Source organism: Enterococcus gallinarum NBRC 100675, from assembly GCF_001544275.1.
GTDB classification, from domain to species: domain Bacteria; phylum Bacillota; class Bacilli; order Lactobacillales; family Enterococcaceae; genus Enterococcus_D; species Enterococcus_D gallinarum.
In genome coordinates this window covers 80,470-106,354 of the sequence record NZ_BCQE01000014.1, presented here as the reverse complement: position 1 = coordinate 106,354, position 25,885 = coordinate 80,470, and the positions used below count along the sequence as shown (strand labels likewise).

At 40.8% G+C, this 25,885-nt stretch carries 26 protein-coding genes and 1 tRNA gene; 9 read left to right on the top strand and 18 right to left on the bottom strand.

What is annotated here, in order from left to right; translation table 11 throughout:
- Positions 1–2: 2 nt before the first annotated feature.
- Entirely contained in the window at positions 3–932 is a 930-nt protein-coding gene (gene pfkB, locus EG2_RS09670) for a 1-phosphofructokinase (protein WP_060814538.1), read from the bottom strand.
- A 163-nt stretch (positions 933–1,095) separates the two neighbouring features.
- Here pfkB and EG2_RS09665 point away from each other — a divergent pair, with 163 nt between their 5' ends.
- On the top strand, positions 1,096–1,854 hold the full coding sequence (locus EG2_RS09665; protein WP_060814537.1) for a MurR/RpiR family transcriptional regulator: 759 nt from the start codon (positions 1,096–1,098) through the stop codon (positions 1,852–1,854).
- 434 nt (positions 1,855–2,288) lie between these two features.
- Here the strand turns inward: EG2_RS09665 and EG2_RS09660 are convergent, their stop codons facing one another.
- The 3 genes from EG2_RS09660 to rlmH form a co-directional block, all read right to left on the bottom strand.
- A complete protein-coding gene (locus EG2_RS09660) occupies positions 2,289–3,065 on the bottom strand; it encodes a TIM44-like domain-containing protein (protein ID WP_060814561.1) in 777 nt (258 codons plus the stop codon).
- Positions 3,066–3,196: 131 nt separating this feature from the next.
- Positions 3,197–3,916 carry a DUF4767 domain-containing protein gene (locus EG2_RS09655; protein ID WP_060814536.1) on the bottom strand — a complete coding sequence of 240 codons (720 nt, stop codon included), beginning with the start codon at positions 3,914–3,916 and terminating at the stop codon, positions 3,197–3,199.
- A 366-nt stretch (positions 3,917–4,282) separates the two neighbouring features.
- Positions 4,283–4,762 (bottom strand): 23S rRNA (pseudouridine(1915)-N(3))-methyltransferase RlmH, encoded by a 480-nt coding sequence (gene rlmH, locus EG2_RS09650; protein ID WP_003125832.1) that lies wholly within the window; start codon positions 4,760–4,762, stop codon positions 4,283–4,285.
- 279 nt (positions 4,763–5,041) lie between these two features.
- Between rlmH and EG2_RS09645 the strand changes: the two genes are divergently transcribed.
- The gene (locus EG2_RS09645; RefSeq protein WP_060814535.1) at positions 5,042–6,349 is read left to right on the top strand and encodes a S1C family serine protease; all 1,308 of its coding nucleotides are present in this window, start codon (positions 5,042–5,044) and stop codon (positions 6,347–6,349) included.
- Between the two features lie 54 nt (positions 6,350–6,403).
- Here the strand turns inward: EG2_RS09645 and ytpR are convergent, their stop codons facing one another.
- From ytpR to pepA, 4 genes are all read right to left on the bottom strand, one after another.
- Positions 6,404–7,015: a YtpR family tRNA-binding protein gene (gene ytpR / locus EG2_RS09640; RefSeq protein ID WP_060814534.1), complete on the bottom strand. Its 612-nt coding sequence runs from the start codon at positions 7,013–7,015 to the stop codon at positions 6,404–6,406.
- A gap of 211 nt (positions 7,016–7,226) precedes the next feature.
- Complete coding sequence (locus EG2_RS09635) at positions 7,227–7,682, bottom strand: universal stress protein (RefSeq protein WP_005470736.1); 456 nt, start codon at positions 7,680–7,682, stop codon at positions 7,227–7,229.
- Positions 7,683–7,700: 18 nt separating this feature from the next.
- Positions 7,701–8,015 (bottom strand): thioredoxin family protein, encoded by a 315-nt coding sequence (locus EG2_RS09630; RefSeq protein WP_060814533.1) that lies wholly within the window; start codon positions 8,013–8,015, stop codon positions 7,701–7,703.
- 220 nt (positions 8,016–8,235) lie between these two features.
- A complete protein-coding gene (pepA, locus tag EG2_RS09625) occupies positions 8,236–9,312 on the bottom strand; it encodes a glutamyl aminopeptidase (RefSeq protein ID WP_060814532.1) in 1,077 nt (358 codons plus the stop codon).
- A 193-nt stretch (positions 9,313–9,505) separates the two neighbouring features.
- Between pepA and EG2_RS09620 the strand changes: the two genes are divergently transcribed.
- Positions 9,506–9,850 carry a PepSY domain-containing protein gene (locus tag EG2_RS09620; RefSeq protein ID WP_003125823.1) on the top strand — a complete coding sequence of 115 codons (345 nt, stop codon included), beginning with the start codon at positions 9,506–9,508 and terminating at the stop codon, positions 9,848–9,850.
- Positions 9,851–9,933: 83 nt separating this feature from the next.
- Here EG2_RS09620 and EG2_RS09615 read toward each other — a convergent pair whose 3' ends face one another.
- From EG2_RS09615 to EG2_RS09600, 4 genes are all read right to left on the bottom strand, one after another.
- Positions 9,934–11,010, bottom strand: a complete 1,077-nt coding sequence (locus tag EG2_RS09615; RefSeq protein ID WP_060814531.1) for a hypothetical protein — start codon at positions 11,008–11,010, stop codon at positions 9,934–9,936.
- 132 nt (positions 11,011–11,142) lie between these two features.
- On the bottom strand, positions 11,143–11,547 hold the full coding sequence (locus EG2_RS09610; protein WP_002292291.1) for an organic hydroperoxide resistance protein: 405 nt from the start codon (positions 11,545–11,547) through the stop codon (positions 11,143–11,145).
- 199 nt (positions 11,548–11,746) lie between these two features.
- Positions 11,747–11,995: a GlsB/YeaQ/YmgE family stress response membrane protein gene (locus EG2_RS09605; RefSeq protein WP_002292290.1), complete on the bottom strand. Its 249-nt coding sequence runs from the start codon at positions 11,993–11,995 to the stop codon at positions 11,747–11,749.
- Positions 11,996–12,630: 635 nt separating this feature from the next.
- Positions 12,631–13,578 (bottom strand): magnesium transporter CorA family protein, encoded by a 948-nt coding sequence (locus tag EG2_RS09600; protein WP_060814530.1) that lies wholly within the window; start codon positions 13,576–13,578, stop codon positions 12,631–12,633.
- Positions 13,579–13,769: 191 nt separating this feature from the next.
- Here EG2_RS09600 and EG2_RS09595 point away from each other — a divergent pair, with 191 nt between their 5' ends.
- Positions 13,770–14,597, top strand: coding sequence for a manganese catalase (locus tag EG2_RS09595; protein WP_060814529.1), 828 nt, complete (start codon positions 13,770–13,772; stop codon positions 14,595–14,597).
- A 141-nt stretch (positions 14,598–14,738) separates the two neighbouring features.
- Positions 14,739–15,578, top strand: coding sequence for an aldo/keto reductase (locus EG2_RS09590; RefSeq protein WP_060814528.1), 840 nt, complete (start codon positions 14,739–14,741; stop codon positions 15,576–15,578).
- Positions 15,579–15,827: 249 nt separating this feature from the next.
- Here EG2_RS09590 and EG2_RS09585 read toward each other — a convergent pair whose 3' ends face one another.
- From EG2_RS09585 to EG2_RS09565, 5 genes are read right to left on the bottom strand one after another with little or no spacing between them, the layout of a single operon-like run.
- Positions 15,828–16,565: a sugar isomerase domain-containing protein gene (locus tag EG2_RS09585; protein WP_060814527.1), complete on the bottom strand. Its 738-nt coding sequence runs from the start codon at positions 16,563–16,565 to the stop codon at positions 15,828–15,830.
- Position 16,566: 1 nt separating this feature from the next.
- Positions 16,567–17,817 carry a PTS ascorbate transporter subunit IIC gene (locus EG2_RS09580; protein ID WP_003125789.1) on the bottom strand — a complete coding sequence of 417 codons (1,251 nt, stop codon included), beginning with the start codon at positions 17,815–17,817 and terminating at the stop codon, positions 16,567–16,569.
- Between the two features lie 2 nt (positions 17,818–17,819).
- Entirely contained in the window at positions 17,820–18,101 is a 282-nt protein-coding gene (locus tag EG2_RS09575) for a PTS sugar transporter subunit IIB (RefSeq protein ID WP_002301437.1), read from the bottom strand.
- A 12-nt stretch (positions 18,102–18,113) separates the two neighbouring features.
- On the bottom strand, positions 18,114–18,545 hold the full coding sequence (locus EG2_RS09570) for a PTS sugar transporter subunit IIA (protein ID WP_082709547.1): 432 nt from the start codon (positions 18,543–18,545) through the stop codon (positions 18,114–18,116).
- Positions 18,542–20,179: a BglG family transcription antiterminator gene (locus EG2_RS09565; protein WP_060814526.1), complete on the bottom strand. Its 1,638-nt coding sequence runs from the start codon at positions 20,177–20,179 to the stop codon at positions 18,542–18,544. Before EG2_RS09565 ends, EG2_RS09570 begins: the two co-directional genes overlap by 4 nt.
- Before the next feature lie 213 nt (positions 20,180–20,392).
- Between EG2_RS09565 and ypfJ the strand changes: the two genes are divergently transcribed.
- The 3 genes from ypfJ to EG2_RS09550 all read left to right on the top strand — a co-directional run bounded on the left by ypfJ (position 20,393) and on the right by EG2_RS09550 (position 23,107).
- A complete protein-coding gene (ypfJ, locus tag EG2_RS09560; RefSeq protein WP_060814525.1) occupies positions 20,393–21,286 on the top strand; it encodes a KPN_02809 family neutral zinc metallopeptidase in 894 nt (297 codons plus the stop codon).
- Positions 21,287–21,626: 340 nt separating this feature from the next.
- Positions 21,627–21,708, top strand: a tRNA-Leu gene (locus EG2_RS09555).
- Between the two features lie 115 nt (positions 21,709–21,823).
- The gene (locus EG2_RS09550; protein WP_060814524.1) at positions 21,824–23,107 is read left to right on the top strand and encodes a cytochrome P450; all 1,284 of its coding nucleotides are present in this window, start codon (positions 21,824–21,826) and stop codon (positions 23,105–23,107) included.
- Between the two features lie 71 nt (positions 23,108–23,178).
- On the opposite strand, the gene EG2_RS09545 is transcribed toward EG2_RS09550, so the two are convergent.
- Positions 23,179–24,804, bottom strand: a complete 1,626-nt coding sequence (locus EG2_RS09545; RefSeq protein ID WP_060814523.1) for a peptide ABC transporter substrate-binding protein — start codon at positions 24,802–24,804, stop codon at positions 23,179–23,181.
- Positions 24,805–25,295: 491 nt separating this feature from the next.
- Between EG2_RS09545 and EG2_RS09540 the strand changes: the two genes are divergently transcribed.
- A complete protein-coding gene (locus tag EG2_RS09540) occupies positions 25,296–25,745 on the top strand; it encodes a DIP1984 family protein (protein WP_060814522.1) in 450 nt (149 codons plus the stop codon).
- Positions 25,746–25,885 lie beyond the last annotated feature (140 nt).

The following is a 25,885-nucleotide window of genomic DNA, read 5'->3' as shown; positions in this document are numbered from 1 at the left end:
TTTTATTCGCTCCTTCTTTTGATTTCAATTTGTTCTTCCAACTCTGCAACATCCGAAAAATCAGTTAGTCCCTTACGAAAAGCGGTTGAACTTCCAGCAGCTAATCCTTTCTTCAAATTGACATCCAGCGGCTCACCTGTTAAATACCCTGCAAGAAATGTTCCTAATAACGTGTCTCCAGCACATGCTGTGTTCACTACTTTGCCTTTAGGAGAGTTTCCAGAGTAGACCGTATCTTTTGTCAAGAGAAGGCCGCCTTCTCCTCCTAAAGAGAGCAGCACATTTTGCGCACCACTAGCCACCAATCGCTTGGCGTAGTCGATATAGCCTTTGCGATCATTGATTTCGGTCTGATACCATGCTTGCAACTCTTCTTCATTGGGCTTTAACAAGAAAGGCTGATAAGGCAGACATTCCAACACCTCTGAATAACTTGAATCAATAATCAGATTCACTTGCTTTTCAAAGCAAATACGACTGATTGCTATAAGAATTTTGGGCGAGACACCTTGTGGCATACTCCCCGATACACAGAGATAGTCACCAGCTTGCAGATGTCTAATTTGGTCTAGCAAAAGATTGATCTGCTTTTTTGAAATTTCAGATCCCTTATTCACAAGTTTGTACTCCTTATTATCGCGATTTACATGCGTAAAAACGTTGATTCGCGTAAATCCCGGAACGGGAATAAAATCGGTCTGAATCGCTTGTTGATGCAAGTAGTCCTCAATATAATTACCAGTAAACCCCGCTTTGAATCCCAATGCTGTGCTATCGATGCCCAGTTTTTTCATGATCAATGAGACATTGACCCCTTTTCCATTGGCTTGGATATCATCATCCTTTGTGCGATTCACTTGAAATGGTTTCATCTCATCTGTTTCGATAAAAAGATCGATCGCTAGATTTAACGTACATGTATAAACAGCCATTTGCGCCCCTCCTTTCCTACAAACTTATTATGGATCACTACTTGATGTAAATGTTTTCATAAATAAACAAAACCGCTGAAAACTTTTACAAGAAATACTCCATGACCTTGAAGTAGGTGAATCATTCGATTTACAATAAAGACTAGCTGAAGGGAGGCAGAACATGGATACAAAATTAAGTGAGTCAGAGCAATACCTGTGGGATTTTATCCAAAGTCACATCCTTGAGATTCCGTCTTGCTCCATTGTAAAATTAAGTGAATATGCAAACGTTTCAACGGCGACTGTTGTTCGTACTATGAAGAAAAAAGGATACGAGGGGTTTACTGCTTTCAAGCATTCACTAAAAGAAAAAGAAAATACCAATATCAATTTTGCGGCGCTTGATAAAGTAGATGAAGGAATAAAAACAGCGATTCTGAAGAATGAACAAGAAGTGATCCGCACGATCAATATGGTGGAAAGCGGCAATATCGAAGACGCGATCCAGCGAATCAAAGCAGCTAGACGAATCATGCTCTTTGCTCGCGGATTTTCCGAATTGATCGCTCAGGAGATGATGGTCAAATTTCAACTGACTGGTAAATACTGTGAGATGCATACCGATCCCAATATCATCAAAAACATCAGTAAGAAATTGACTAAAGAAGATATCGTGATTTTCGTTTCATTAAATGGTGAAACCAAGGAGTTGATCACCGCAGCTGAAAACTGTTATGAAGCGGAGATCGGGACCATTCTGCTCACTGCCAACCGACACTCTAGTTTGATGGCGCATATCGAAATTCCTTTTGTTGGTTTCAAATCAGAAGGCTCCTTCTTTCCAGACTATGAAGTTCGTTCAAGACTGCCTCTCTCGATCCTTGCTAGAATCTTGCTCGACGCGTATGCCTTGCGGACTGCAGAATCGAAGAGGCACTGATCCATTGATGAAAAACAAATCCAGCAAGGACGCTGTAATTGATTGGGGATTCTCTCAAAAATGATTGGTTCACACTAAAAATGTTATATTATCATTTACTTTTATAGGAATGGACACTCGTGAAACGGTTAATTTTTTTGATTCTACCCAATTGAGCCGACTGACTCTCCTTTAGCCAAAAAATAATCATTATAAAACAAAAATTCTTTCGACTGGATGAAGCGGTTCGTAACCGTCTATCCGATCGAAAGAATTTTTTGAACTATTCACGTATAGAAACGCCTATTTTTTATGCACAATGCCTGCAGTCGGTTCGGCTACAAATCTTCTTGCCCTATTAGTCGATATCTCTTGACCACTGAAGGCCTTAACTTACTAGACCTTTTGCCAGAAAGGTAACGATCGCCTGTCTGAATTTCACACAACAAACACGGTCATAACGAGCCCGCTCTTGTTTCATTCAAGTCAATCGGTTGGATAAAATCAACCTGCCATTTTCCCTCTTTTTCAGAATAGTTAAAATACCATAGTTGAGAAAAATATTGTTTTCGATGTTTGTATCCTGAGAGGACCTGCTTACTTATCTGGTCTTCCACATAATCATAGCAGCTAAAATCAATCCGAATGGAAAAGCTATCTTCACGCAGTTGTCGATAATTCTCTACTTGCTGCAGGATGATTTTCTTTGTATGATTTTTTATGCCGGCCTCTTTATTCTGTTGCAGTACTTGATGGTGTTCCACCAATAATTTTTCAGTATAATAGCTGCTTGCTTTTTCGAGTGTTTCTTGTTCCCAAGCTGTTTGGATAGCAAAAAAGGTCTGTTGGATTTCATGAAGTAATTTTTTCTTTTCGTTCTTTTTACCTGGAATTTGAGCGAATAAATCATTCATTCTTGCTCTTTGGTCTTTTTTTCGTTTAACGAGAGAAAGAATCGCTACGCCGCCTACTGAGGCACCAATCAAAACATAGTCGTCTATACCTGTTGAACCATACGGACTATAGTAGCCGTACCCTCGTCTTCCCCAAGAAGCTCTGGAATAATGATCCGAATAGTCATCAAATGTTGTGACACCGCCAAAACCTCCACCGGATCCGCCACGACTGGTCGAACCACCGCCGTGTCCTCCAGCAACTGCCATTCCCTGCACTGGCAGAGCAAATAAAAAGAATAAACTAAGTAAAAAAGCCATAAAGTAGTGTTTCTTCATTGGATACCCTCTTTTGTCTGGCTCAGAAAGCCCAACAATTTTTTCAAAATCTCTTTCATCACCTGATTGGTCACCTCTGATTGACAGTGCGCAACCACGCATTCATTCCACTTCCAAGTGTTTTATAGCATTTAGCGATTGGCAAGCTGAATAAATTCGTTTTTCAATGATTCATTCCCTGTTTCTTTAAAATACAAGTAATTATTTTGGTTTCCTTGGTTTTGCTGCGTGATTAGAACTTTTGGCTGCTTTTGCTGGAAGCCAAAGAAATAGAGATGTCCCCCAGCTGGTGTAGCATGGTCGATGTCCGAATAGATTGCCACGATCTGAAAATCGGCTGTTCCCTCGCCAGTTTCTGTCCACTCTACTGAGACAGGGGTTTGATTGATGACGGTTGTCCATTTACCATCTAAGATATCTTGAGGTACTTGGAGACCATAGTAATTCGCTTGCACATGGTCATCGTAGCTTCGATATTGCTGCCCCATTTCTTGTCCCCAACTCTGCATAAACGTCGCAAGCTCTGCAGACTTGGAAGCATCCCACAAAACGTGCTTCACTGGTTGTTTGGTTTGTGCTTGATTGGAGGAAGTTTTTGGTTGAGCAACGACTGACGCACTTTGATCTTTTGTCGATTGGCGCTCGGATGACTCAGTTGTATTTAGGTTAGTTACTTCGGTACTCGTAGATTTAGAAGCTTTAGCTGTACTTGATTGGGTGGTACTTGATTTAGTCGTGCTTGTTTCAGTTGTTGCAGCTTTTTCTGGAGTAGATGTTTCTTCTGTCTTATTTGTTGAACAGCCACCCAAAAGAAGCAGTAGACCCATCGTTGTTACTAGAACTTTTTTCACTTGTAAGACCTCTCTTATAGAGTATTTGGTGTACACATAGTAGCAGACAACAGGCAAAATGGTTACTAAATTTTTGAAGAATTATTTCTCACGACTTCCTCATACATGAGATTGATATGTATTCTTACATTCCCGTGACTGCGATTAGATTTAATGGGTCATTTACAAGCCTTTTTTTATGAAAAATTAAATCAAAAAATCTCTCATAATGAAGTGATCCCCAAAATTAGATTTTTTGTCTAACTTTGGGGGTCACTTAAGATGATTAGATTAGATAGGATTCTTTAGCTTGCCCATCATTCTTTCACAAGCTACACGTCAGTATGAAATGCTTTAGTATTCTCATATACCACGGTATCATTAGCCCTACTTATGATAAGGCGCGCCTGTATTGATGCGAAAAGCACGATAGATTTGTTCGACTAGAATCAGTTTCATCAACTGATGGGGATAGGTCATTTTGCCGAAAGAGATTTGGGTGTTGCTACGCTGCATCACTTCTTGACTGAGACCCAAGGAGCCGCCGATCACGAAGACTAGTTGGCTTTTGCCTTGGATTCCTAGTTGCTCGATCTGCTGGGCAAAAGCTTCACTGGTGGGATTTTTGCCTTCAATCGCTAATGCAAAGACGTATTCCTGGTCTTTGATCTTTGCCAAGATTTTCTTGCCTTCTTTTTCTTTCACTTGAAGCATTTCAGCTTCACTCATACTTTCTGGAGCTTTTTCATCAGGAACTTCCACGAATTGGATTTTGCAATAAGCGCCTAATCGTTTCACGTATTCATTGATTCCTTGAATCAGATATTTCTCTTTTAATTTGCCTACTGTGACGATTTTAATATTCATGACCACTCACCTTCCGCTATCATTATAATTGAATTTCTTTTCAGAATATATGTCGCGTACCAATTTTTTCTTCTATAGTACCATTGGTACCACGAATCGTTTCAAGTGACTCTTTTCTTGCTAAAAAAATGATTGGTAGTCTAAAAAAAGAAATTTCATTGTTTTAGTCTAAATCCTCCCTATCTTCTTCATATTTTTTTCAAAATCTCTTAGTAGACTATTGTCAGAAAGAAAGAATATAATAAATACATACAAACAATTCAATAGGGGGAATAACAAATGGTACGAAAAAATGTGACACCAGGAAGAAAACCTTCTTCCGGTTTATTAAAAAAATTAGGTATTGGCATTCTTGGCGGAGTCGTTGGTGGTTTGTTGACCTTCGGCGGACTTTATCTGGCGATGGGCTCTTCTTTGACTTCACCTGGAACGACTGCAACCAGCGGCGTTCAAGATAACAATGGACAAACGAAAGTCTCCAATGTTAAATATGATGTCAACAGCGATGTAACAAAAGCAGTCGAAAAAGTGCAAGGAGCAGTCGTTTCGATCATCAACTTACAACAAAATAATGCGAATGGACTCGAAGGGTTATTTGGCTCTGGTCAGCAAGGTGGTCAAGGATCAGGGACTGAGAATTCAGGCGATGACAGTTCACTAGAAGCTTCTTCTGAAGGAAGTGGCGTGATTTATAAAGTAGATGGTGACAAAGCGTATATCGTTACGAATAACCACGTAGTAGAAGGACAAGATGGTTTGGAAGTCGTTCTCTCTGATGGCACAAAAGTCAAAGCTGAATTAGTCGGAACAGACGCTTACACTGACCTTGCTGTTTTACGTATCTCTTCTGATAAAGTAGACACGGTTGCTTCTTTCGGCGATTCTGATTCACTAAAAGTTGGCGAGCCAGCAATTGCGATTGGTTCTCCATTAGGATCTAGCTTTGCAAACTCCGTAACGCAAGGGATTGTTTCTTCTCTGAACCGTCAAGTAACAAACCAAAACGAATCTGGAGAAGCAGTCAGCATCAATGCGATTCAAACAGATGCAGCGATCAACCCAGGAAACTCTGGTGGTCCACTGATCAACGTTGAAGGACAAGTGATAGGAATCAACTCTAGCAAGATCGCTAGCACTTCTGAATCAACATCAAGTGTCAGCGTAGAAGGAATGGGCTTCGCGATCCCAAGTAACGATGTTGTCGATATTATCAATCAATTAGAAAAAGACGGCAAAGTTGTTCGTCCAGCATTGGGTATTCGAACAATCAACTTAAGCTCAATCACTTCGCAACAACAAGAACAAATCTTGAAAGTACCATCTTCTGTCACTGACGGAGTAGTCGTATACTCAGTAAATAACGCGACACCAGCTGAACAAGCAGGATTGAAACAATACGATGTCATCACGAAAATCGATGATACCGACATCAGCACAACCACAGATCTACAATCTGCTCTGTACAAGCACAAAGTCGGTGATACGATCACAGTGACGTTCTACCGCGGCAAAGAAGAAAAAACAGCCAAAGTCGTTCTATCTGTAGATACTTCGATCAATGAACAATCGACTGACAGCAGCAACTAAATTCAAGTCAAAAAAAGATCTGCCACACAAACAGGACGTGGCAGATCTTTTTTATTATTTACCAACTGGAAAAGCTTCACCAACAACGGCATCTTGTGGTAATTCAAGAATTCCTTTTTTCAATGGTGCATTTGCTAAGTGCAGTTCACGAGCAGAACAGATCATGCCGTAGCTATCGACACCACGAAGCGTTCCTGGCCAGATCAATAACCCATCCGGCATCATTGCCCCTGGTTTAGCAACAACGACTTTCAAGCCTTTGCGAATATTGGCAGCACCACAAACGATTTGCAGGACCTCTCCTTCTCCGACTTCTGTTTCTGTCACAGATAAATGATCACTATCTGGATGTGGTTCACATGTTTTGACATAGCCCACAACGATTTTCGGCTCTAAATCAATTGCCAATTGCTCCGTAAAACCAGCTTCTGTGATCAATCGGTTCAAAGTTTCCACTTGTTGTTTCGTCAAAACTACTTGCCCGTTTCCTTCAATGGCAACTGTATCAGAAATGTGAAAGAAGTTCCAACCTACGATCGTACCTTCTTCATTTTTGATTTGAGCGACATTTCCTTTTCGTTCAGCCGTTTGTTCCAGCCCTTTATCATCTGCTGTGATCACGATCAAAGTATCGCCCACATATTCTTTGTTGTATGCAAAAATCACTTATCTTCCTCCTCTTACTTATTCCGCCCATAATCTTAACAAATTTTTGTCTGTTCGTCATGGGAATTTTCTTAGTTTACAATCGCTGCACTTCCCAATCCATAAAAAAACTGCGACAGAAATCAGACCAACAGGCAGCTAGTGAATGAAAAAGCACTCGCTTGCTCTTTTTTCCTGTCTCTGTATCTTCTGTCACAGCTTTGTCTTTTGCTCATTCTTCGCTAGGAGAGACAACCAACACATCACATTTCGCTTCGCGAATAATATAACTCGCTACGCTCCCGGTAATAAACCGCTCAACTGCATTCAGTCCGGATTGGCCTACCATGATCAAATCAATCCCATATTTTTCTGGTAACTGTTTGGCCATCGCTTCTTTCGCAGAGCCGTAAGCAATGATCCCTTCGATCAAATCAAAATTAACGGATTTACCATATTGTTTACAGGATTCGATTAATTCTTGGGCAGTATCTTTCTCCTGCTCAATGATCGTTGTATCTAAAGGAGCATATCCCATCATCGTGGGGATCTGTTGATCGATGATATTCGCTACATAAACTTTCCCCTGATTGCGTCGTGCCACTTCAACTGCTTTTTTGAACGCTTCATTGGCTTGGTCGGAGCCATCGACACCTACTAAAATATTTTGATATCTTTGCCCACTCATGTTTTTCACCTCGAAAGTTTAATTTAGACTTGATAAGAAAGATTCGATTTCTGCTTTTGTTTTTCGATCTTTGTTGACTAAACGACCAAGTTCTTTGCCGTCTTCGATCACTACAAGACTTGGAATTCCAAAGATATTCCATTCAACAGCCACATCCATATAAGCATCACGATCAACTTCAACAAATTGAAATTCAGGGAAATCTGATTCGATCTCAGGCAATTGCGGTTTAATATAACGGCAATCCCCACACCAGTCTGCTGTAAAAAAGAAGACATTCTTTCCTTTTTCGACATATGTTGCCAATTCTTCTAAATTTTTTGGAACAATCACACGCTCACCACTTTCTTTTCTCTAATCAAATTATACACCTTTTAAAACAGGGAACCAACTCACAAGCAAAAGAGCTGTGATCACGCCCCTGCTAGTCACTGAAAACAGCACCCTAGTAGTTGGTCCATTTCCTGATTATCGTAAACAGTTACAATAACAGATCAAAAATTGAACCAAATAGGTCTGATCTAGCGTTGAGTCGTATCACAGCTCTTAATATTTATTTTCCTTCTACGATTGTAGCAACTGTTGATTTATCCAAACCTTTCAAGACTTGGATCACCATTTCTCTCGCAGCATCAAAGTCAGCGATGCTGAATAGTGTTTGATGGGTATGGATATAACGTCCTGGTACACCGATCACAGAACTTGGAATTCCTTCATTGGCCATATGAGCTGCACCAGCATCCGTACCACCTTTAGACACAAAGTATTGGTAAGGGATATTGTTTGTTTCTGCTGTGTCCAGCAAGAATTCTTTCATTCGAGGCAACATGATCATTCCTGGGTCGTAGATACGCATCAGTGTCCCTTCACCTAAATGCCCAAAAGTCCCATTCTTCGTCACTGTGTCATCAGCTGGTGAACAGTCAACAGCGAAGAATAGATCTGGTTGGAATTTCGTGACAGAAGGTTTTGAACCACGTAAGCCAACTTCTTCTTGCACATTGGCACCAGCAATCAATGTGTGACCCAGTTGTTCTTCTTTCAATGCTTCCAATGCTTCTAATACAACCGTACAGCCATAACGATTATCCCAAGCTTTTGAAATAATGTTTTTGCCATTCGCTGTCTTGATTGTTTCTACTTGAGGTACGATGGTGTCACCTGGTCGTACGCCAAAACTTTCCGCTTCTTCTTTAGAATCAAAACCAGCATCGAATAGAATGTCCGTTACTTCTACTGCTTTTTGTCCAGCTGTTCCACGTAGTAAATGTGGGGGCACTGATGAAGAAATACATGGGTAGTTGCCTTTCGCAGTTTTTAAAGTGAAGCGTTGTGCTGAAACGACATAAGGGTTCCAACCGCCAAGAGGTGTCACTTTAAATAACCCGCGTTCGGTGATTTGTGTCAACATGAACCCAACTTCGTCCATATGAGCAGCTAGCATCACGCGTGGTGCATCTGCATCTGGATGATGCCGTAATCCGAAGATCCCGCCAAGTCCATCTTGTTGGATTTCGTCCACTAATGGGGTCATCGCTTCCCGCATATAGGCACGGATATCATGTTCAAATCCGCTAGTTCCTTGCAATTCTGTTAATTCTTTGATTCGTTGAAACGTTTTTTCTTCCATACTTTTTTCGGCTTGAATCGAAACAAGCCTTCCCTCCTCTTGCAAATCTATATTTATTATAACGCAAATTACTCATTCTGGTTCTTTTCTTATAGAAAAATTCTAAACTATGGTAAAATAATCTAAACAGACAAAAGGATTTCCGTTTATTCCTTAACAGGATAGGAGAAGTCTTCAAGGAGGCACAACATTTATGATCAATGAACGTCCATTCAATTATTTTAAAAACGGCCTGGCCATCGGCGTGGGTGTCGGTTTTGCAGGCGGGATCTTCTCGACATTATGGATGAAGAAAAAACAATCGATGAATGCAGATGACGTCCTCGATCAAATCAAAGCAGCATTTTTAAAAGAAGGCCCGATCGAAGGTTCCTGGATCAATTTTGAGAAGCAACCGCTTCGTAAATTTGCAGTGACATCTCAAGGATATACCGGCGGTATTACTCGGACCGAAGACGGACAACTGATCACTTACGAATTTTTAGCAGATGCGAAAACAGGAACTGTTTTGGATATTCAACGATCGATCATTGACTAATACGCATTGCTATACAACAGACGCTCAATGATTCAAACTCATAAAATAGTCGAACATCGCTAGATGATTTTTCTTGTCGTTCTTTATGAACAACAGTGATCATCCTGAGGTGTCCGACTATTTTTAGTTGCAGCAATCTTTTTGGAACGCTTATTTGCGTGAAGCAACGTTGCTAAGTCTAGTAATAAAACATTGGCTAACACAGGATTGGCTTTCTCGCGATACGCTACGGCGCCACTTTCAAACAATACTGCCAGACGATCTTCTACGACAACGATTTGTTCCAAATACGGTGGAAATTTGATTCGTTTTAGGATCCGGCTAGGAGAGTCCCGCTCGGACACTAAGAGTTCCGAGGTATAAGGACCATAAGAACGACTGGCTAAGAGATAATGGCCATAAAAAGCCACACCTTGAATCTTATCAGGTGTTTTTCTGCTCATTGTCACAGTTGGTTGGATTTTGTCTTTGCGCCGAATTGCTGTTTTCATTTCAGCTATCGTCGGCAATAGATAGAAAGTCAACTGTCCTTCACCTTTTAGTGTGAAGTTGCCAGATACCAGTTGATCATTGTTTTGAGTCAAATACGATGCTTGTGGAATCTCTAAGAGATCAGTTGTCAGCCAATAAGTGATTGGCTGTCCCGTCGCTTCAGATGTATCTGCTAAGATATCGATCAAACGTAATGCGGCTACTCGTCCAGTAGCAGATCCTGTGATTGTCAACCATAAAAGTTCCCGTTTTGTATCATATACTAAGCCCCCTACATGTGGCCGTTTAGGTAAAATCAGCAGTTTGATTGGCTGTCCTGTTTCTCTATCCAGTACATGAATAACAGAATGATGCTGATGGTCATAACAGTAGGCAGAAATAAACACAAAATCTTGAGAAAAAGCCAACCCTTGCGGCGTCATCCATTGACAAAGCTCATTTTCGCCGGTTTCCGGCACCATCATTCTTGTTTCTGTTAATCCAGGAATGTTATATTGTTTTGCTTCAGCCTTTTCCCAAGCTGCTTGAACAATAGGATACCGTTTTAACTTTTTTTCAATATCCTGATGTATTCGTTGCTGCTTCCAATCCTTAAACTTTAGGACATAGCAAACAAGGAGGCCAATGACCAGCAACACTAAAATCATTATTGCTACCCGCTGTGTCATTTTTTTGCCTCCTCGTTCTATTCGATCAATCGTACATATACCGCTGTTAATTACAGTAACTACATGTTTCTTTTACTAGCGTATCTTTATTGGATCTTTCATACTCTCATTTATAGTAACGTTAAGAATCCCTTATTCTACTATAGTCACTTCCACATCAATATTGCCTCTTGTTGCTTTAGAATATGGGCAAAATGCGTGAGCTTCTTCTGCGATTTTCTCTGCTTGGTCCTTCTCAAGCCCTGGCAAAGAAACTTCTAAAACAACCCCGATTTGGTAGCCCCCATCTTCTAATTGAAATAAAGATACCCGTGCTTTGACTTCAGAATCAGACTCAAGATTATTTTCTTCCAGCATGTGTTGAACCGCGCCGTTGAAGCAAGATGCGTATCCAGCAGCAAATAGTTGTTCCGGATTTGTCCCTTCACTATGGATTCCTGGGCGGTCGATCTTCATGTGCATACTTCCGTTTGGTGCCTCAACCTCGCCATCACGGCCTCCACGATTGATCATTGCTGTTTCGTACATTTTTTTCATTGAGATCATCCTTTCTTTCGTCGTTCTATATTAAGTGTAACGAGTATTTTTTAATCTGACAAAGGTAATGCTTGCATTCGGCGACATCGGTTAGACAACATCGATGGTCAGTGATAGAAGCAGTTTGTCTATACAAAAAAAGAAGCAGCGAAAAGCTGCTCCTTAAGATAATAGGTAAAATTGCTGATATGTTTAACGATTAACCTCTTGAACGTCCCAAGAAAAATGATACTACAGCAACAACGATGATCGCACCAATGATAGAAGGAATCAAAGCCATTCCTGCTAATTGAGGACCCCAGCTACCTAACAATGCTTGTCCAATTGCTGAACCAACTAAACCTGCAACGATGTTAGCGATCCATCCCATTGATCCACCTTTATTTGTAATTGCTCCGGCAATCAAACCGATAATAGCTCCTACGATTAATACCCATAACCAATGCATAATTTTCTCCTTCTTTCTGTGAAATATTTATTACACATATTATGTTACGCTTCTTCTTAAAAATACACAAAAATTTTGCTCTTAAAAAAACAAAAAAATTTTAAAACGTTGTTATATTAAGGATAAATCAACTTTTTTGGAATCGTTAACACGCGCTGCAAGAGGTCAAAAAAACTGCCGCAGCTCTTTGAAAGCGTTTCGATTGACAGAAAGTTATTTTCTGATAAAGGGTACCTAGACTATGTACGATTTTCTTTCATTGTCTGCTTTCAATCGTCATCTTCCCTATGTTTAAAAGCAATCAAAGAAACCTGATTGTCGTTCACACCTCGTTCACTACATCCTTCTGATGAAACATCAAAACAATTGACATTCCTTTGATTCTGCTTTTTGTATTTGAAACCTGTTCCCCCTCACTGTGTAAAAGGAATATGAGAAAAAAGCAGCGATAGAAGTGAGCGTATGCAATAGCGAGTAAAGAAAAAAATAAATTGTTCGGATTGTACCCCGACCTTTCTTCTTAATGTTTCTCATTTCTCGCTTCTTCCCTCTGCTTATTGGAGAGTCTTCGCGATTGCGAAGTCACGTAAAAAAGCAACTTTGCCCAGCGTTCAATGCTAGGCAAAGTTGCTTCTTTATTTTGTTTTTGAAAAGTCTTTCTTTGAAAGATAGACAGCAGTAAGGATGCCTACCAAGACAGCTAACCCAAAGACTAGAATCGTTCCTATCGTGTTATCTTTCCCAGGCAGTCCGCCAGTGTTGATCCCCCAAAGTCCAGCAATCAATGATGGCACTGCAACCACTAATGCTGCTGAATCTAAATATTTCATCAAATGGTTCAAATTATTGTCCATCATATCCGAGAATAGACCACCGATGGTTTCCAATAAATCGCGATAGATCGTGACAAGCTTGTTGGCAAATTTCTGTCGCAGTTTAATGTCGTAAACTAACGATTCATTATCTAATTTGTCTAAAAACTCTTTTCGTTCCATCAAGTGATTGACTGTAAGATTCTGATCTTTCAATGTGTGATCCAAATAAACCATATCTCGTTCTGTGTCTGCCAGATTAAATAGTTCATTATTTTCGGTTGTTTTACGGGCAGCCGCATCCAATTGGTCGATTTGCTTTTTAATCTCTTTCAACCCATTGATATAGTGGGTATAGATCATTAATGTGGCAAAAGCAATGATATCCTCAAAATGTCGAAGCTCACTTCCATGTTTCTCGATCAATCGCTCAACGAGATTCGATTCTCTAGAAACATAGGTGATCATCAATCCTTTAGAAAGAATAAATGTGACAGGTTCAAGGCGTTTTTCAATGCGTTCTTGATGATTTGAAGAAAGATCGATCAATGTATAAAGAAATGGATTGTTTAATTTAGTGTCTCGTAAATGTTCTAATCGGGAAACTTCCTCTGGTTCATCGGAACCGATAAAAATATCTTCCGGTAAATCAAAAAGTGTCAGCAACTCTTTTTTTTCTTCTTCATTTCCATGTTTGACTACCAACCAATTATAGTCTTCTTCAGATGATTCTCTGATTTGGTTCTGTTCGATTTTATAGTACGAATACATTTTGCCTCTCTCCTTTAACTCCTTCACTTCTCTTCAACTATCTAATGGCGACTGATTTTTGTCAAGAAAAAGCGCTATTTCAACGGTTTTTATTAATACGGAAATAAAGCAAGCGTTTGATTAGACCATTCTAAATAAACGTGAGAGAATATTTTTGGGCCCAATAAAAATCATTTTAGAGGAGGACAACTATGTTTCTACATCAGAAAGAACTACAGTTCGAAGCAAAACCAGACAAACCAAATCCATTAATTGCGAAGTATCTTCAAGAATTGATCGGTGGCCAGTATGGCGAAATGAGTGTAGCAATGCAGTACCTCTTCCAAGGCTGGAGCTGCCGTGGAGAAGAAAAGTACAAAGATATGTTGATGGACATTGCGACGGAAGAAATTGGACACGTTGAAATGCTTGCTACAATGGTTGCTCGTTTATTAGAAGGTGCACCGGTAGAAGATCAAGAAGCCGCAATGAAAAAAGACCCAACAATTGGCGCAATTATCTCTGGAATGAATCCACAGCATGCGATTGTTGCTGGCTTAGGACCACGTCCAGCTGACAGTGTCGGTAATCCATGGAGTGGCGCTTACATCATTGCCAGCGGTAATTTACTGGCAGACTTCCGTGCCAATTTAAATGCAGAATCACAAGGACGATTACAAGTCGCTCGAATCTATGAAATGATTGATGACCGTGGAGTTAAAGATCTCTTATCCGTGCTATTAGCTCGGGACAGCTATCACCAAAACCTTTGGGCACAAGCTGTCAAAGAACTTGAAGAAAAAGAGGGTACAATCTTAGTACCGAGCACTTTCCCTCGTAATGAAGAACGGTTAGACATCGCCTATGACTTTTACAATTTCTCTGAAGGAGATCAAAGTAAAGAAGGCTCTTGGGCAAAAGGAAAAGCACTTGATGGCGAAGGTGAATACCAATGGCTTTCTACTCCTAAAGTTGAAGGCAAAGCGCCAAAACTAGATCCTGTCACACCAAAAATGTATGGCACGCCACCTGAAAAATAAATTGATCGAAACGAATAAAAAGAGCAATGATTCCATTCAAAAGGAATCATTGCTCTTTTCTTGTCTCATTGAGCAAGTTGGTTACCTTAAAGCTAAAAAAGCGTTAGAGTAGAATGTATAAGAAAAAGGAGGAAGCATTATATGAAAGCACCTTTACTTACCCTAAATGACGGTAATTTGCGTCCAGCCGTGGGCATCGGTACCTATCAAATTCGCGGTGGCGAAGGCTTAAGCCAGTTGCAAGCAGCGATTGCAGATGACTATCGTTTGATTGATTCGTCAACGAACTATGACAATGAAGGAATCGTCGGTAAAGCGATTCGGCGATCCGGTGTCCCTCGTTCTGAGTTTTATATCACTTCAAAATTACCAGGAAAATATCATGGATATGATGATGCACTAACTAGTATTCAAGAATCGCTGGCGCGCATGGGATTAGATTACTTTGACGCCTTTTTGATCCACTGGCCACTGCCAAAACGCGGCAAGTACATCGAGGCGTGGCAGGCGTTAGTGACTGCGCAAAAATTAGGTTTGATTCGTTCTATTGGTGTGTCTAACTTTGAACCTGAACATTTAGATGCCATTATTGAAGCAACTGGTGTCACACCAGCCATCAATCAAATCGAGATCCATCCTTACTGGGTCCAAGAACAAATGGTAGCAGAAAACAGAAAACGCGGGATCATTACTGAAGCATGGAGTCCATTAGGTCGCGGCAGCGCGGCGCTCAAAGAATCCATCATCACTGATCTAGCAAATAAATATCAAAAATCTGCGGGTCAAGTCATCTTACGCTGGCACGTCGATCGCGGGATTCTACCACTACCAAAATCCCGAAACCTGAGCCATCAGCGAGAAAACTTAGCTATTTTTGACTTTGAATTGACTGAAGAAGAAATCAATGCAATCAATCGCTTGAATAAAGAAGATGGACGTATTGAAGGTCAAGATCCGAATGAATATGAAGAGTTTGAGTAAAGTGAGAACAGCATAAAGCTCCCGAAGGACTAGGCTCTCATCAATTATAGGAATGCTGGAATGATCACAAAAAAGAACTGCGAGATGACTTGCCCCAATTGAATTCCTTAGATCTACTAGCAGCAAGGCTCTACTGGAGTCTTGCTGCTATTTTATGAGAAGTAAAAACTTCTGACACGATCAGTTTTCATTTGGATTATGCTTTTCTCACAGTTCTTTTTCTGAGTTAAAACTTCTGTACAATCATCGTTACAACTGATAATGAATGGCTTCTTTGTATTGTTCAAACAATGATTGGTTCAATTCATCGCCGCCATCCATATTTGCGGAATAAAAGATGGGCGGATAATCGATTCCTGCTTGTTTCAATTGTTGGCAAACTTCGACGATAATGGTATTGAGGATCGTAGCACCAATAACCGTTGAAGTAGGTCCTACTTTTTGATCCATCCCCTTAATCTGACAACCTGCATCACCAATTTCCCCATGATTATCGATCACAAGATCAGCGACTTCAAACAGACGAAGGCCCGAAGAATGGCGGCTAGTGACTGATTGCGAATACGTTTTGTTTGTTAAAGCGATAATTTTGACGCCTTTTTCTTTTGCTGCTAGTGCTAAATCGATTATGACGGGATTACGACCTGAAACTGAGTGTAAAATCAGCACGTCCCCTTCTTTGAACGGCTGGATTTCCGCTAATGCGGTGCCGTAACCTTCTAGTCGTTCCATTTTGCTAGTAAAGGTGATGGGACTGCGATCCAACATCAGTTCTCGCCCAAAGATCGCATTGATCGTCATCATCCCTCCCGCGCGATAATACATTTCTTCTGCCAAGATCCCCGCATGACTAGCCCCAAAAATATAGATCGAACGTTTTTCTAGATTTGCTGTAGTCAAGAGACAAATCGCCTCATCGATTGCATGCTGTTCCTTTTTTTCAATGATTTCTAGTAACGCATGGATTTTATCAACATATTGATACATATTAAATTCCCCCAAATAGACTGCCAAGACCACGGCCAATGATTCCCCAAAGTGACAAGTCATTTCCTCCAAAGATCAGAATCCAGTTTTGAATCGTTGTGCTGAATAGAACGGCAGATACACCAACTAACAAGACCATCACAAATGATGCGGCAATGGTACCAATGACTGCGCCACGCAAGCCACCTTGTCCTTCTCCAATAACTGCTGCGCCGCCACATTCAAAGAAACTGGTAATAACTAATGGTACGATCAAGATTCCAAAAACATTCGTCGTATTGACAATGATCACAAGGATCGTTGAGGTGATCATAGCTACGATAAAACCAATAATCACGGCATTCGGACGATAATTGAATAGGATCGGTACATCAAAAGCTGGTTTGGCTCCAGGGACGACTTTTTCGGCGATTCCTTGGAAAGCTGGAATAATTTGGTTGATCAAGAGACGGACCCCATAAAGCATGATCAAGAGTCCTGCGCCAAAGTTCAAACCTGCTTGGACAGCAAACATGACCAGATTCCCACCTTCTGGGACAAGAACTGGTGCGATAATTCCTACAACAATATTCATCAAAAACATCACCAAGGCACCTGTAATGGATATTTCACGGAAAAAGGACAGGTTTTCTGGTACTTTTAAATCTTCTGTCGATTTTTCTTTGTTTCCTACTCGTTTTGCCACGAAGCCGGACACCATCGATAAGATCCCTGTAGGATGTCCAATCAAGAACGAATCATCGCCAGTGGCATCCCAAACATATTTCCGCATGATCCAAGGCATAAATGACCAATAACAAGCAGATAAGACAGCCCCTAAAATCAATAACGGAATCCCCGACATTCCACCTTCAACCCCACCCGCAACGATCACAAATGGGAACCACCATAACATATGACCCGTCAAGAAAATCGTCTTAACTGGTGTAAAACGAGCAATCAATAAGTGCAATATCAATCCGAAAAACATAGCTAACCCAACAGTTCCCCCGTATTCTGCTGTGAAGGTCACATCAGAAAGTCCATCGGCTACTTGAACCCCCAACTGTGTCTGAACCGCTGTGTTGATTGGTGCGATCGTTCCCGTCAGCATATTGACCCCTGCGGTCAATGCTACCATCCCAAAGGCTGCTGTCAACGAGCCTTTCACCACTTCGGCAAAAGGTTTTCGTTGCACGATCAACCCGATCATTGCAATTAGTCCGAGCAACACTGGCGGATTCTTTAAAATATGATCTGTGACAAAACTCATGATTATCCCTCTCTTTCAGCTAAAAACTTTTCCATTTGCATTTTGACCTCAGCGACATCCATATATTTTTTGATGGGATAGACAGGTGCTTTGACTGAAGCTTGCAAATCATTCAATAATTCGTGGCTTGTAAAATAAACATCTGCAGGAGTTGCTTTTGCAGTAGACAAATCCGTATTCTCAGCAGTCGCCTTCAGCCCCAGCTCCTTAATCACCTTATCGATCGTCATCTTTAACACCATTGAACTTCCAACACCAAATCCACACACAGCTAAAATTTTCATCTTCTTTTCCTCCTATTGGAATAATTGGCAAATCTGTTCTTTGTCACCATTCAAAATAAGTTGATACTTTTCCTGATCCATAAACACTTCCATGATTTCCTGTAAACTTTGCAAATGACTTTGATTGTCTTTTGCAGCTAAAACAAGAAAAATACGGACCGGCTTGCCAGCTAAATCGATTTCGTTTTTAGTCACTAGCAAACTCATCCCTTGATGAAAAACACCTTCCCCCGGACGAGCATGCATCAATGCAAAATAATCAGCCAATACCATATACGGGCCGTTCTCCTCAACGCTATGGATCATATTAGCGACATATTGTTGATCGATGGCTTTTTCATTTAATAGCGGCTGACTCGCCAATTGAACTGCTTCTTGCCAAGTGAGGATTTGATGCGTGGTCTCGATATGATCCTCAGGCAGTAATTTTTTTAAATTGATCATGATTTTACCTCCAACATTTTTGAAATGAACCATTCTTTGTCTTCGATCCCTTGCATGATCAACTTCATGACAGGTTCTACTTCTTGGGCCTCATCTTCTCGTATCATTAGTAACACGAGGATATCGACTTTTTGGTTGCCCCAATCAACAGGGCGATCCAAAATCAATACAGAAAAGGTCTTTTTTGAAACAAACTCAGGATTGCCATGAGGTATGGCAAAACCGTTATCTAAATAGGTCGACTGCAATGCTTCTCGTTCTAAGACAGAACGCTGAAAGTCCGTTCGCTGATTTTCCGACGAAAAGTCATTTTGACTGATCAGAAAATCCAGTGCTTGTTCTTTGGTCTCAAATCGTTCAAAATAAATCTTCGGTGCAATCAACATCCGTGTATCTTGCAGGATTTTCACCTTATCCGCAATCGGTTCATTATCAATAATCAAATCGATATAGTGATTCATGATCCGTTTCATGTCTCGATTGGTCACCATCGGCGAGATGCGGACGACTGGTTTGGAAACATCAGGTAAATCGATCGTGGAAATAATGAAATCGATGGCAGAAATATCCATCTCTTTGAGCTTAGCGACAGAAGCGGTTTCAATACTATCGACATTAGGCAATATCCGCCGAATCTTGGCAGAAATAAATGAACTGGTGCCAACACCATTCGGACAAACAAAGACGATTTTATTCAATTGCCGCATCCGTTCTACTGCAGCTTGAAAGTGAATCGAAACAAACCCGATTTCATCCTCAGATATTCCAATATGGTAGGCCTTTAGAAAGTCGTTCAAAGAAAACCAAACGACCCCATACAATGCCGGATAATGCTGTTTGATCTCATCTAGCAATGGATTGACTACAGTAGTTTGAGCCTCAATGCGTAAAAACAGCTGGTACAAATGAATCGTCAAATCTTCTTCTAAGCGACTATCCTGTGTCAAATCGATCTGGATGCCTTCACTGACTTTCTGAATCAGATTTCTGACTTTCCCTCGAAAAGAGAATGGAATCGATTCATTCTTCATAAAAAAGCGTAAGCCACTACCTACAATGAGATAGGTTAGGTACTGAACTTCTTTCGATGAAAAATGGTAGATTTCTTGTTCTTCAATTTCTTTCAACAATTCATAAATCAACGGATACTTGTCAAATTCCAAAAACAATTTGCCAAATTGGCGCTTCTCTTCTATATCCAGCTGATTTGCCTGATTTGAGCGCTCGACAATCAGCAAGATCGAAACAACGATGCTTTGGATATAGCTTTCTGGGATCTCCATTTGCTTTTCGGTGATCGAATGGCGAAAAGCAGCATTTATCTTTTCAAATAATGACACATTTGTCAGAACAGAAAGGTTCTCCCCATGCTCCATAGTAAGGAGAATAAATCGCTTCAACATTCGTTGGATTTGTGACTCGCTTCCTTGAAAATAAGTGCCTGAATTATCAAAGCGCAACAGTAAATTTTCTTTGACAAACAGTGTTTTTAGATAAGCGATATCCTTGGCGATACTGCTCCTAGAAACATAATACTCATCAGAAAGTTGCTGGTAACTCAAGTGCTCCCCATTGATCAGCCGCTTAAAAATTTGCATGCGTCGGTCTTCGATCAAAGAATAATTGTTTTTCATTTGCTCACCCTCTACCTTTATTCTAGTGATACCTTAACAAATATGAAGACCAATTGTTAGATTAAAAAATGATTAAAAGGTGTGCACACCCTTTCTCTTGAAAGCAATATCGGTCGTTTGTTCCGCAAAATCGCTTCAAGCAAGCCAAACTTTTCTCATCTTCCTCGTTTTCTCTTATAATAAATGTAAACAGTCAAATGAGGAGGAAACAAAATGAAATGGCGTGGGGGTAGACAAAGTTCCAATGTGGAAGACCGTTCTGGTCGTTCCGCAGGTTCAGGAGGAAAAATAATGGCCGGCGGTGGTATCGGTACGATTGTTATCGCAGTCCTCTTTTTTCTATTCAGTGGGGGTGATTTAAACTCCGTCACAGATATTTTGGGAGGCGGACAAGCCGCTAATTATCAAACAGAAAATGTGGCTTCAGACGAGTATACAGAGGAAAAAGAATTCTCCGCTGTCGTCTTCGGTCATTTGGAAGATTATTGGAATGGTGTTTTTGAAGCAGAACAGACTACGTATCAAGATCCTAAACTGGTTTTATTTACAGGAAGTGTTCAATCGGCTTGCGGAAATGCGACTTCTCAAGTTGGTCCCTTTTATTGTCCTGCCGATCAAAATGTTTATCTGGATCTCAGCTTTGCAACAGAACTTTCTCAAAAGTATGGGGCCAACGGGGATTTTGCCATGGCCTATGTCATTGCTCATGAAGTTGGTCATCACGTACAAAACGAACTTGGTATTACACAGCAACTCGATAAGATCCGCCAACAGGTTTCTGAAAAAGAATACAATCAATATAGTGTTCGTTTGGAACTACAAGCGGATTATTTAGCCGGTACATTTGCCAAGTATCTACAAGGAAAAACTTATAATGGCCAACCGATTTTAGAAGCTGGTGATATCGAAGAGGCTATCACAGCTGCTAATGCCATTGGTGATGATACGTTACAAAAGGAATACCAAGGATATGTCGTACCAGATAGTTTTACTCATGGGACTTCAAAACAACGAGTTGAATGGTTCAACCGGGGGTTCAAATATGGTGATTTGGAGCATGGAGACACCTTCAATGAAAAAAACCTTGATTTGGTCTACGGATCATAACAAAAACGTTCCTTTTTGGTCACTCTTTTTTCACATTTGGGCGGTATAGTTTATTCATACCAACAAACCCTAACTTTTTCATTTTACTCCTTGCCTGCCAGTCCCCGCTGGCAGGCCCTTTTTTATCATGGTGCTATTTTAGATTTTTTTAACCTTTCGCCAGTTTTATTCTTTAAAACGCTAAGGGTTGATCACAATTTTTTCATATTTTCCGGTTACTATATAAATAACCCAACAAACAACCCAACTTTTTCATTTTTACTCCTTGTCTGTCAGTCCCCGCTGACAGACTTATTTTTTTCTTGCCAAAATTCTCAAAATGCGCTAAGGTTATTTATGCGCGGAAGTGGCGGAATGGCAGACGCGCACGCTTCAGGCGCGTGTGAGTATATCTCGTGTGGGTTCAACTCCCATCTTCCGCATTTTGAGCAGATCATCTTGGATGATCTGCTCTTTTTTATGTGTTTCTTTTGTCTAAATAAAGAAAAAAGCTTAAGCTAGAAGTATATCAATAGGAAAAAGACAGGAGGAAATCCAATGAAAGAAGTACCAACAGCGAAAATCAAATTAACTGAGGTCAAAGAACTCTTTGATGCTGGTTATGAAATCTTAGGAGAATTACGGTCTGAGGTGAACGCTCCAGTCGTTAGAGCAAAATTTCTGAATCAAGAAGTGATTGCCATTTATGGAAAAGAAGCAGCAAAAATTTTTTATGATCCACGAAATTTTAAACGTGAAGGAGCAATGCCTAAACTCGTCCGTTCAACCTTGTTAGGAGAAGAGGGGGTTCAAACTTTAGACGGGGAACAACATCACCATCGGAAAAACTACTTTATGGATTTGATGACACCTGAGAGAATGACCGATTACCATGATTTGCTGGAACGAAACCTTTCTCATGAACTGGATAAACAATCCGGTACCTTTGAGCTTTTTTCACTCACAAAAAATGTTCTATTCACAACGATTTGTGAATGGTCAGGAATCAATCTAGCCTCACTGTCTCAATCAGAGATCAGTGAGTTAGCTGATTATCAAGTTGCTATGTTCAGCGGGACTGTCACCTCCCCTGTCGCCCATTTAAAAGGCGTCGAAGATCGTAAAAAATCTGAGAAATGGGCTCAAGGATTGATTGAAGAAGCGCGTCAACATCCTGTTGCTGGCAAAGAATCATTAGCACTTTATACTTTCGCTACTGCCACTGATCTTGAAGGTAATTTACTACCGATCGAAGTTGCAGCCGTCGATCTGTTAAATATCATCCGCCCTACGGTTGCTTTGACCGTTTGGATCGCTTTGATGGGACATGCCCTTTTTAGTACAACGACTATCTACCAAGCACTTAAACAAAACTTTTCGGAGTTACAGGATTCATTTATTCAAGAATTACGCCGCTTTTATCCTTTCTTTCCAATGATGCCCGCCATTAGCTTGCAAGATGTTGTCGTCGATGGTTATCTGATCCCTAAGGATAGCTGGGTCGTTCAAGATATTTATGGTACGAATCATGATCCGAGAACCTTTGATCAGCCAGATGACTTCAAAGTAGATCGCTTTGTCGGACGTACACAAGCCATTTCTTATGAGGAAGAATATGAAATGATCGCACAAGGAGGCGGTGATTTCCGCAAAATACACCGCTGTGCTGGTGAATGGATCACCTTGCATACGTTGCGCGTGTTCAGTGATTTACTGGTCAACCACTATCAGTTTGAAGTTCCTGAACAAGATTGGAAGATTCCAATGAATCACTTTCCAACCTATCCAGAAAGTAAAGTTCTCTTATTTAAGGAAGCTGCAATGACCACAGAAAATGAGTAACTATTGATCATTGTTGTTAAGTGCAGCTCACAAAAACGCAGCCCAAGCAAGCGTAGGGCTGCGTTTTTTGATTACTTCTCTACAGATGCCGTACGGAAATAAAAATAGGCACCGTATGCGGGAAATTGGATATCTTTGATCGTTGTCTTGATTAAATAATTCGACGCGCTTTGATACAGAGGAACTTGAGCTGCATCTTCTGCTAACAGAATTGATTCTGCTGCTTTGTAATCTTCAAATACTTTATCTGGATCATTGGCATCCACGGTACGTGCGTTTTCTGTCAATGCCGTATAGTCCTCGTTGACATAGCCACCATAATTGTAAGAAGAGCCTTTTTTATATAAATTGAAATAAGAGTCCAAGTCACTGCTGCCAGCGATCCAACCAGAAATCGACAACTCATATTGACCATCTGCTCGTGATTGATTCAAATTCGTTCGTGGTTGTTTATTGATGGTAATCGTCAAACCAGGCAAATGATCTTGAAGCTGATTTTGCAGATATTCACCGATTTTTTGTCCATGATCATCATCTGTTACCAATAAAGTCAGTTCGATTTTGTCACCGATAGCTGATTGTGCTTGGCTCCATTCTGCTTGTGCTTTGCTACTATCGTATTCATTGTAGTCCCCGCTATAAGTGCGAAAATCTTCATTGGTATTCGGATTGGCATACAGCCCACTGGGAATAAGGCCATTCAATACGCTTGCTCCATCGTTCAACACATCATTCACGAGACTCTCTTTGTCAATCGCCAAAGCGATGGCTTTACGAAGGTGGACATTTGCCAAGGATTTATTTGCCTGTTTATTAAAATCTAAAAAGTAGTTGGCAATATCCTTTTGAGTGACTAAGGAGTCATTATTTTGGTACTGTTGCACATAGAGTCCGCTGATTTTTTGCAGATCCAACTCCCCGCTTTCAAACAATTGGATTCCGGTATTCTCCTCTTTGATCGTTGAACCGTTGATTTTATCCAATTTAACTACCGCTTGATCATAATACTCAGGATTTTTGGCAAGCGTCCATTCTGCACCGGTCTGTTGCCAATCTTTCAGAATGAAAGGTCCCGTATAGAGCAAGTCTTCACTTGTTTTCCCATATGCCGTCCCTTTTTCTTCAACATAAGACTGTCTTTGCGGCGCTAACCAGCCAATCGACACCACCGATAAAAAAGAAGGTTGCGGCTGTTCCAAATGGACGACAAAGGTCTTTTCATCCGGTGTTTCTAAGCCAATCGTCGCAATGTCTGCATTTCCTTCGCGAATGTCTTGACTATTGATGACATTGTCTAAAAGATACGCATTAGGCCCCATGGTTTCAGGATCGACCAGTTTCTTCCAAGCATAAGCAAAATCTGCTGCCTGCACTTGCTGCCCATCACTCCATTTGGCTTCTTCCTTTAGTTTAAAGGTATATGTCTTGCCATCTTCACTGATGACTGCTTCCTCCGCCAAACCGGGAACTGGCTGACTCTTTTCATCAAAACGATACAACCCTTCAAAAAGATGCTGGATAACGGTAAACGTAACTTTATCCGTTGTTTGCGTCGTATCTAATGTCGTTAGCTCTGCCGGTAAGCTGACCGAAATCTCTTGAACTTCTGGATCTGTCTCCTTTGCGGACGATCCAGTCGTGCTACATCCTGCTAACAAAAAACTTAAAATCCCTACAACAACCAAACTCTTTTTCATTTACTCTCCTCTTTCCTTTTCACTTGCGAGTTGCAAGCTTGATTAAATAAAAAAATCCTCGTCCCTTTGCTGATCATCATTGATCAACAAAGGGACGAAGACTTCGTGTTACCACCCTTTTTCGTGTCATTTTTACAAATAACACCTCATCAGTACGTATGCATACTCGGCAGGATAACGGCTGCGTTCCGTCTAACCAGCGTAAACCAGTTAAAAGACTCTGAGCTCATCTTCACTTAGCGTTCTGTCCCCTTTCTCACCAACCCGGGTTCTCTTTAAACAGTCATCAAAGCTACTCTTCTCATCGATGTCCTATATTCTACTGAATTGATAAAAGTATACTATTCCTCTTTTTTCAAGTCAAACTATTTTTAGAATTTTCAATCTTTTTCAACAATGGCTTCGAGACTTTTTGGAGGGCAAATACTTGCCAGCACAGTGTTTTTTTTCTAGGATAAAGAAAAGAAACCTTGCTCGAAAGGATGAAATCAATGAAACTTGCTGAAGCATTATTACTACGAAGAGATCTTGAATCCAAACTCACTCTGTTACGAGAAGAGATTGCCAGTAGTGCCGTGATCCAAGAAGGCGATACGTTAGACCGCAGCATCAACGACTTACTGCTGGATTATGAAACAACAAACCAAGAATTTGCCCAGTTGGTCATTGCGATCAATCAGCGAAATGCGGTTGCCAAAATCGGTGAACAAGAAACGATTGCTGCTTCATTAGAGAAACGGGAAGCTTTAAGGCGTCAGCATGCGATGCTAACGGCAACATTGGAAGCAGCCAAGGTTGCTCCACGGATGGGACGTAATGAGATTCGTATGATCCGAACGATCGATACCAAGCAAATCACCGACCGTTTGAATCAAACCGCAAAAGCCTTACGTGAATTAGATGGACAGATTCAACAAACAAATTGGCTTGTTGATTTATAAAACAGCTGGGTGGGAGTCAAAAGCGAGCACAAAGCAGGTACAGGCTTATATGTACACCAATGGGGTCTGGCAGGGACCAGTTCAATGACTGCTGATCAATTACAAGCGTACAACTTATATTTTTCAATTAACGACCAAGT

Coding starts and splice junctions, on each gene's coding strand:
- EG2_RS09620 (WP_003125823.1), top strand. CDS start 9,506: ATGATCAATGAACGTCCATTCAATTATTTTAAAAACGGCCTGGCCATC.
- EG2_RS09580 (WP_003125789.1), bottom strand. CDS start 17,817: ATGAGTTTTGTCACAGATCATATTTTAAAGAATCCGCCAGTGTTGCTC.
- pfkB (WP_060814538.1), bottom strand. CDS start 932: ATGGCTGTTTATACATGTACGTTAAATCTAGCGATCGATCTTTTTATC.
- EG2_RS09600 (WP_060814530.1), bottom strand. CDS start 13,578: ATGTATTCGTACTATAAAATCGAACAGAACCAAATCAGAGAATCATCT.
- EG2_RS09570 (WP_082709547.1), bottom strand. CDS start 18,545: ATGATCAATTTAAAAAAATTACTGCCTGAGGATCATATCGAGACCACG.
- rlmH (WP_003125832.1), bottom strand. CDS start 4,762: ATGAATATTAAAATCGTCACAGTAGGCAAATTAAAAGAGAAATATCTG.
- EG2_RS09575 (WP_002301437.1), bottom strand. CDS start 18,101: ATGAAAATTTTAGCTGTGTGTGGATTTGGTGTTGGAAGTTCAATGGTG.
- EG2_RS09645 (WP_060814535.1), top strand. CDS start 5,042: ATGGTACGAAAAAATGTGACACCAGGAAGAAAACCTTCTTCCGGTTTA.
- EG2_RS09595 (WP_060814529.1), top strand. CDS start 13,770: ATGTTTCTACATCAGAAAGAACTACAGTTCGAAGCAAAACCAGACAAA.
- EG2_RS09540 (WP_060814522.1), top strand. CDS start 25,296: ATGAAACTTGCTGAAGCATTATTACTACGAAGAGATCTTGAATCCAAA.
- EG2_RS09605 (WP_002292290.1), bottom strand. CDS start 11,995: ATGCATTGGTTATGGGTATTAATCGTAGGAGCTATTATCGGTTTGATT.
- EG2_RS09610 (WP_002292291.1), bottom strand. CDS start 11,547: ATGAAAAAAATGTACGAAACAGCAATGATCAATCGTGGAGGCCGTGAT.
- EG2_RS09590 (WP_060814528.1), top strand. CDS start 14,739: ATGAAAGCACCTTTACTTACCCTAAATGACGGTAATTTGCGTCCAGCC.
- ypfJ (WP_060814525.1), top strand. CDS start 20,393: ATGAAATGGCGTGGGGGTAGACAAAGTTCCAATGTGGAAGACCGTTCT.
- EG2_RS09550 (WP_060814524.1), top strand. CDS start 21,824: ATGAAAGAAGTACCAACAGCGAAAATCAAATTAACTGAGGTCAAAGAA.
- EG2_RS09635 (WP_005470736.1), bottom strand. CDS start 7,682: ATGAGTGGGCAAAGATATCAAAATATTTTAGTAGGTGTCGATGGCTCC.
- EG2_RS09615 (WP_060814531.1), bottom strand. CDS start 11,010: ATGACACAGCGGGTAGCAATAATGATTTTAGTGTTGCTGGTCATTGGC.
- EG2_RS09665 (WP_060814537.1), top strand. CDS start 1,096: ATGGATACAAAATTAAGTGAGTCAGAGCAATACCTGTGGGATTTTATC.
- EG2_RS09565 (WP_060814526.1), bottom strand. CDS start 20,179: ATGAAAAACAATTATTCTTTGATCGAAGACCGACGCATGCAAATTTTT.
- pepA (WP_060814532.1), bottom strand. CDS start 9,312: ATGGAAGAAAAAACGTTTCAACGAATCAAAGAATTAACAGAATTGCAA.
- EG2_RS09585 (WP_060814527.1), bottom strand. CDS start 16,565: ATGTATCAATATGTTGATAAAATCCATGCGTTACTAGAAATCATTGAA.
- EG2_RS09545 (WP_060814523.1), bottom strand. CDS start 24,804: ATGAAAAAGAGTTTGGTTGTTGTAGGGATTTTAAGTTTTTTGTTAGCA.
- EG2_RS09660 (WP_060814561.1), bottom strand. CDS start 3,065: ATGAAGAAACACTACTTTATGGCTTTTTTACTTAGTTTATTCTTTTTA.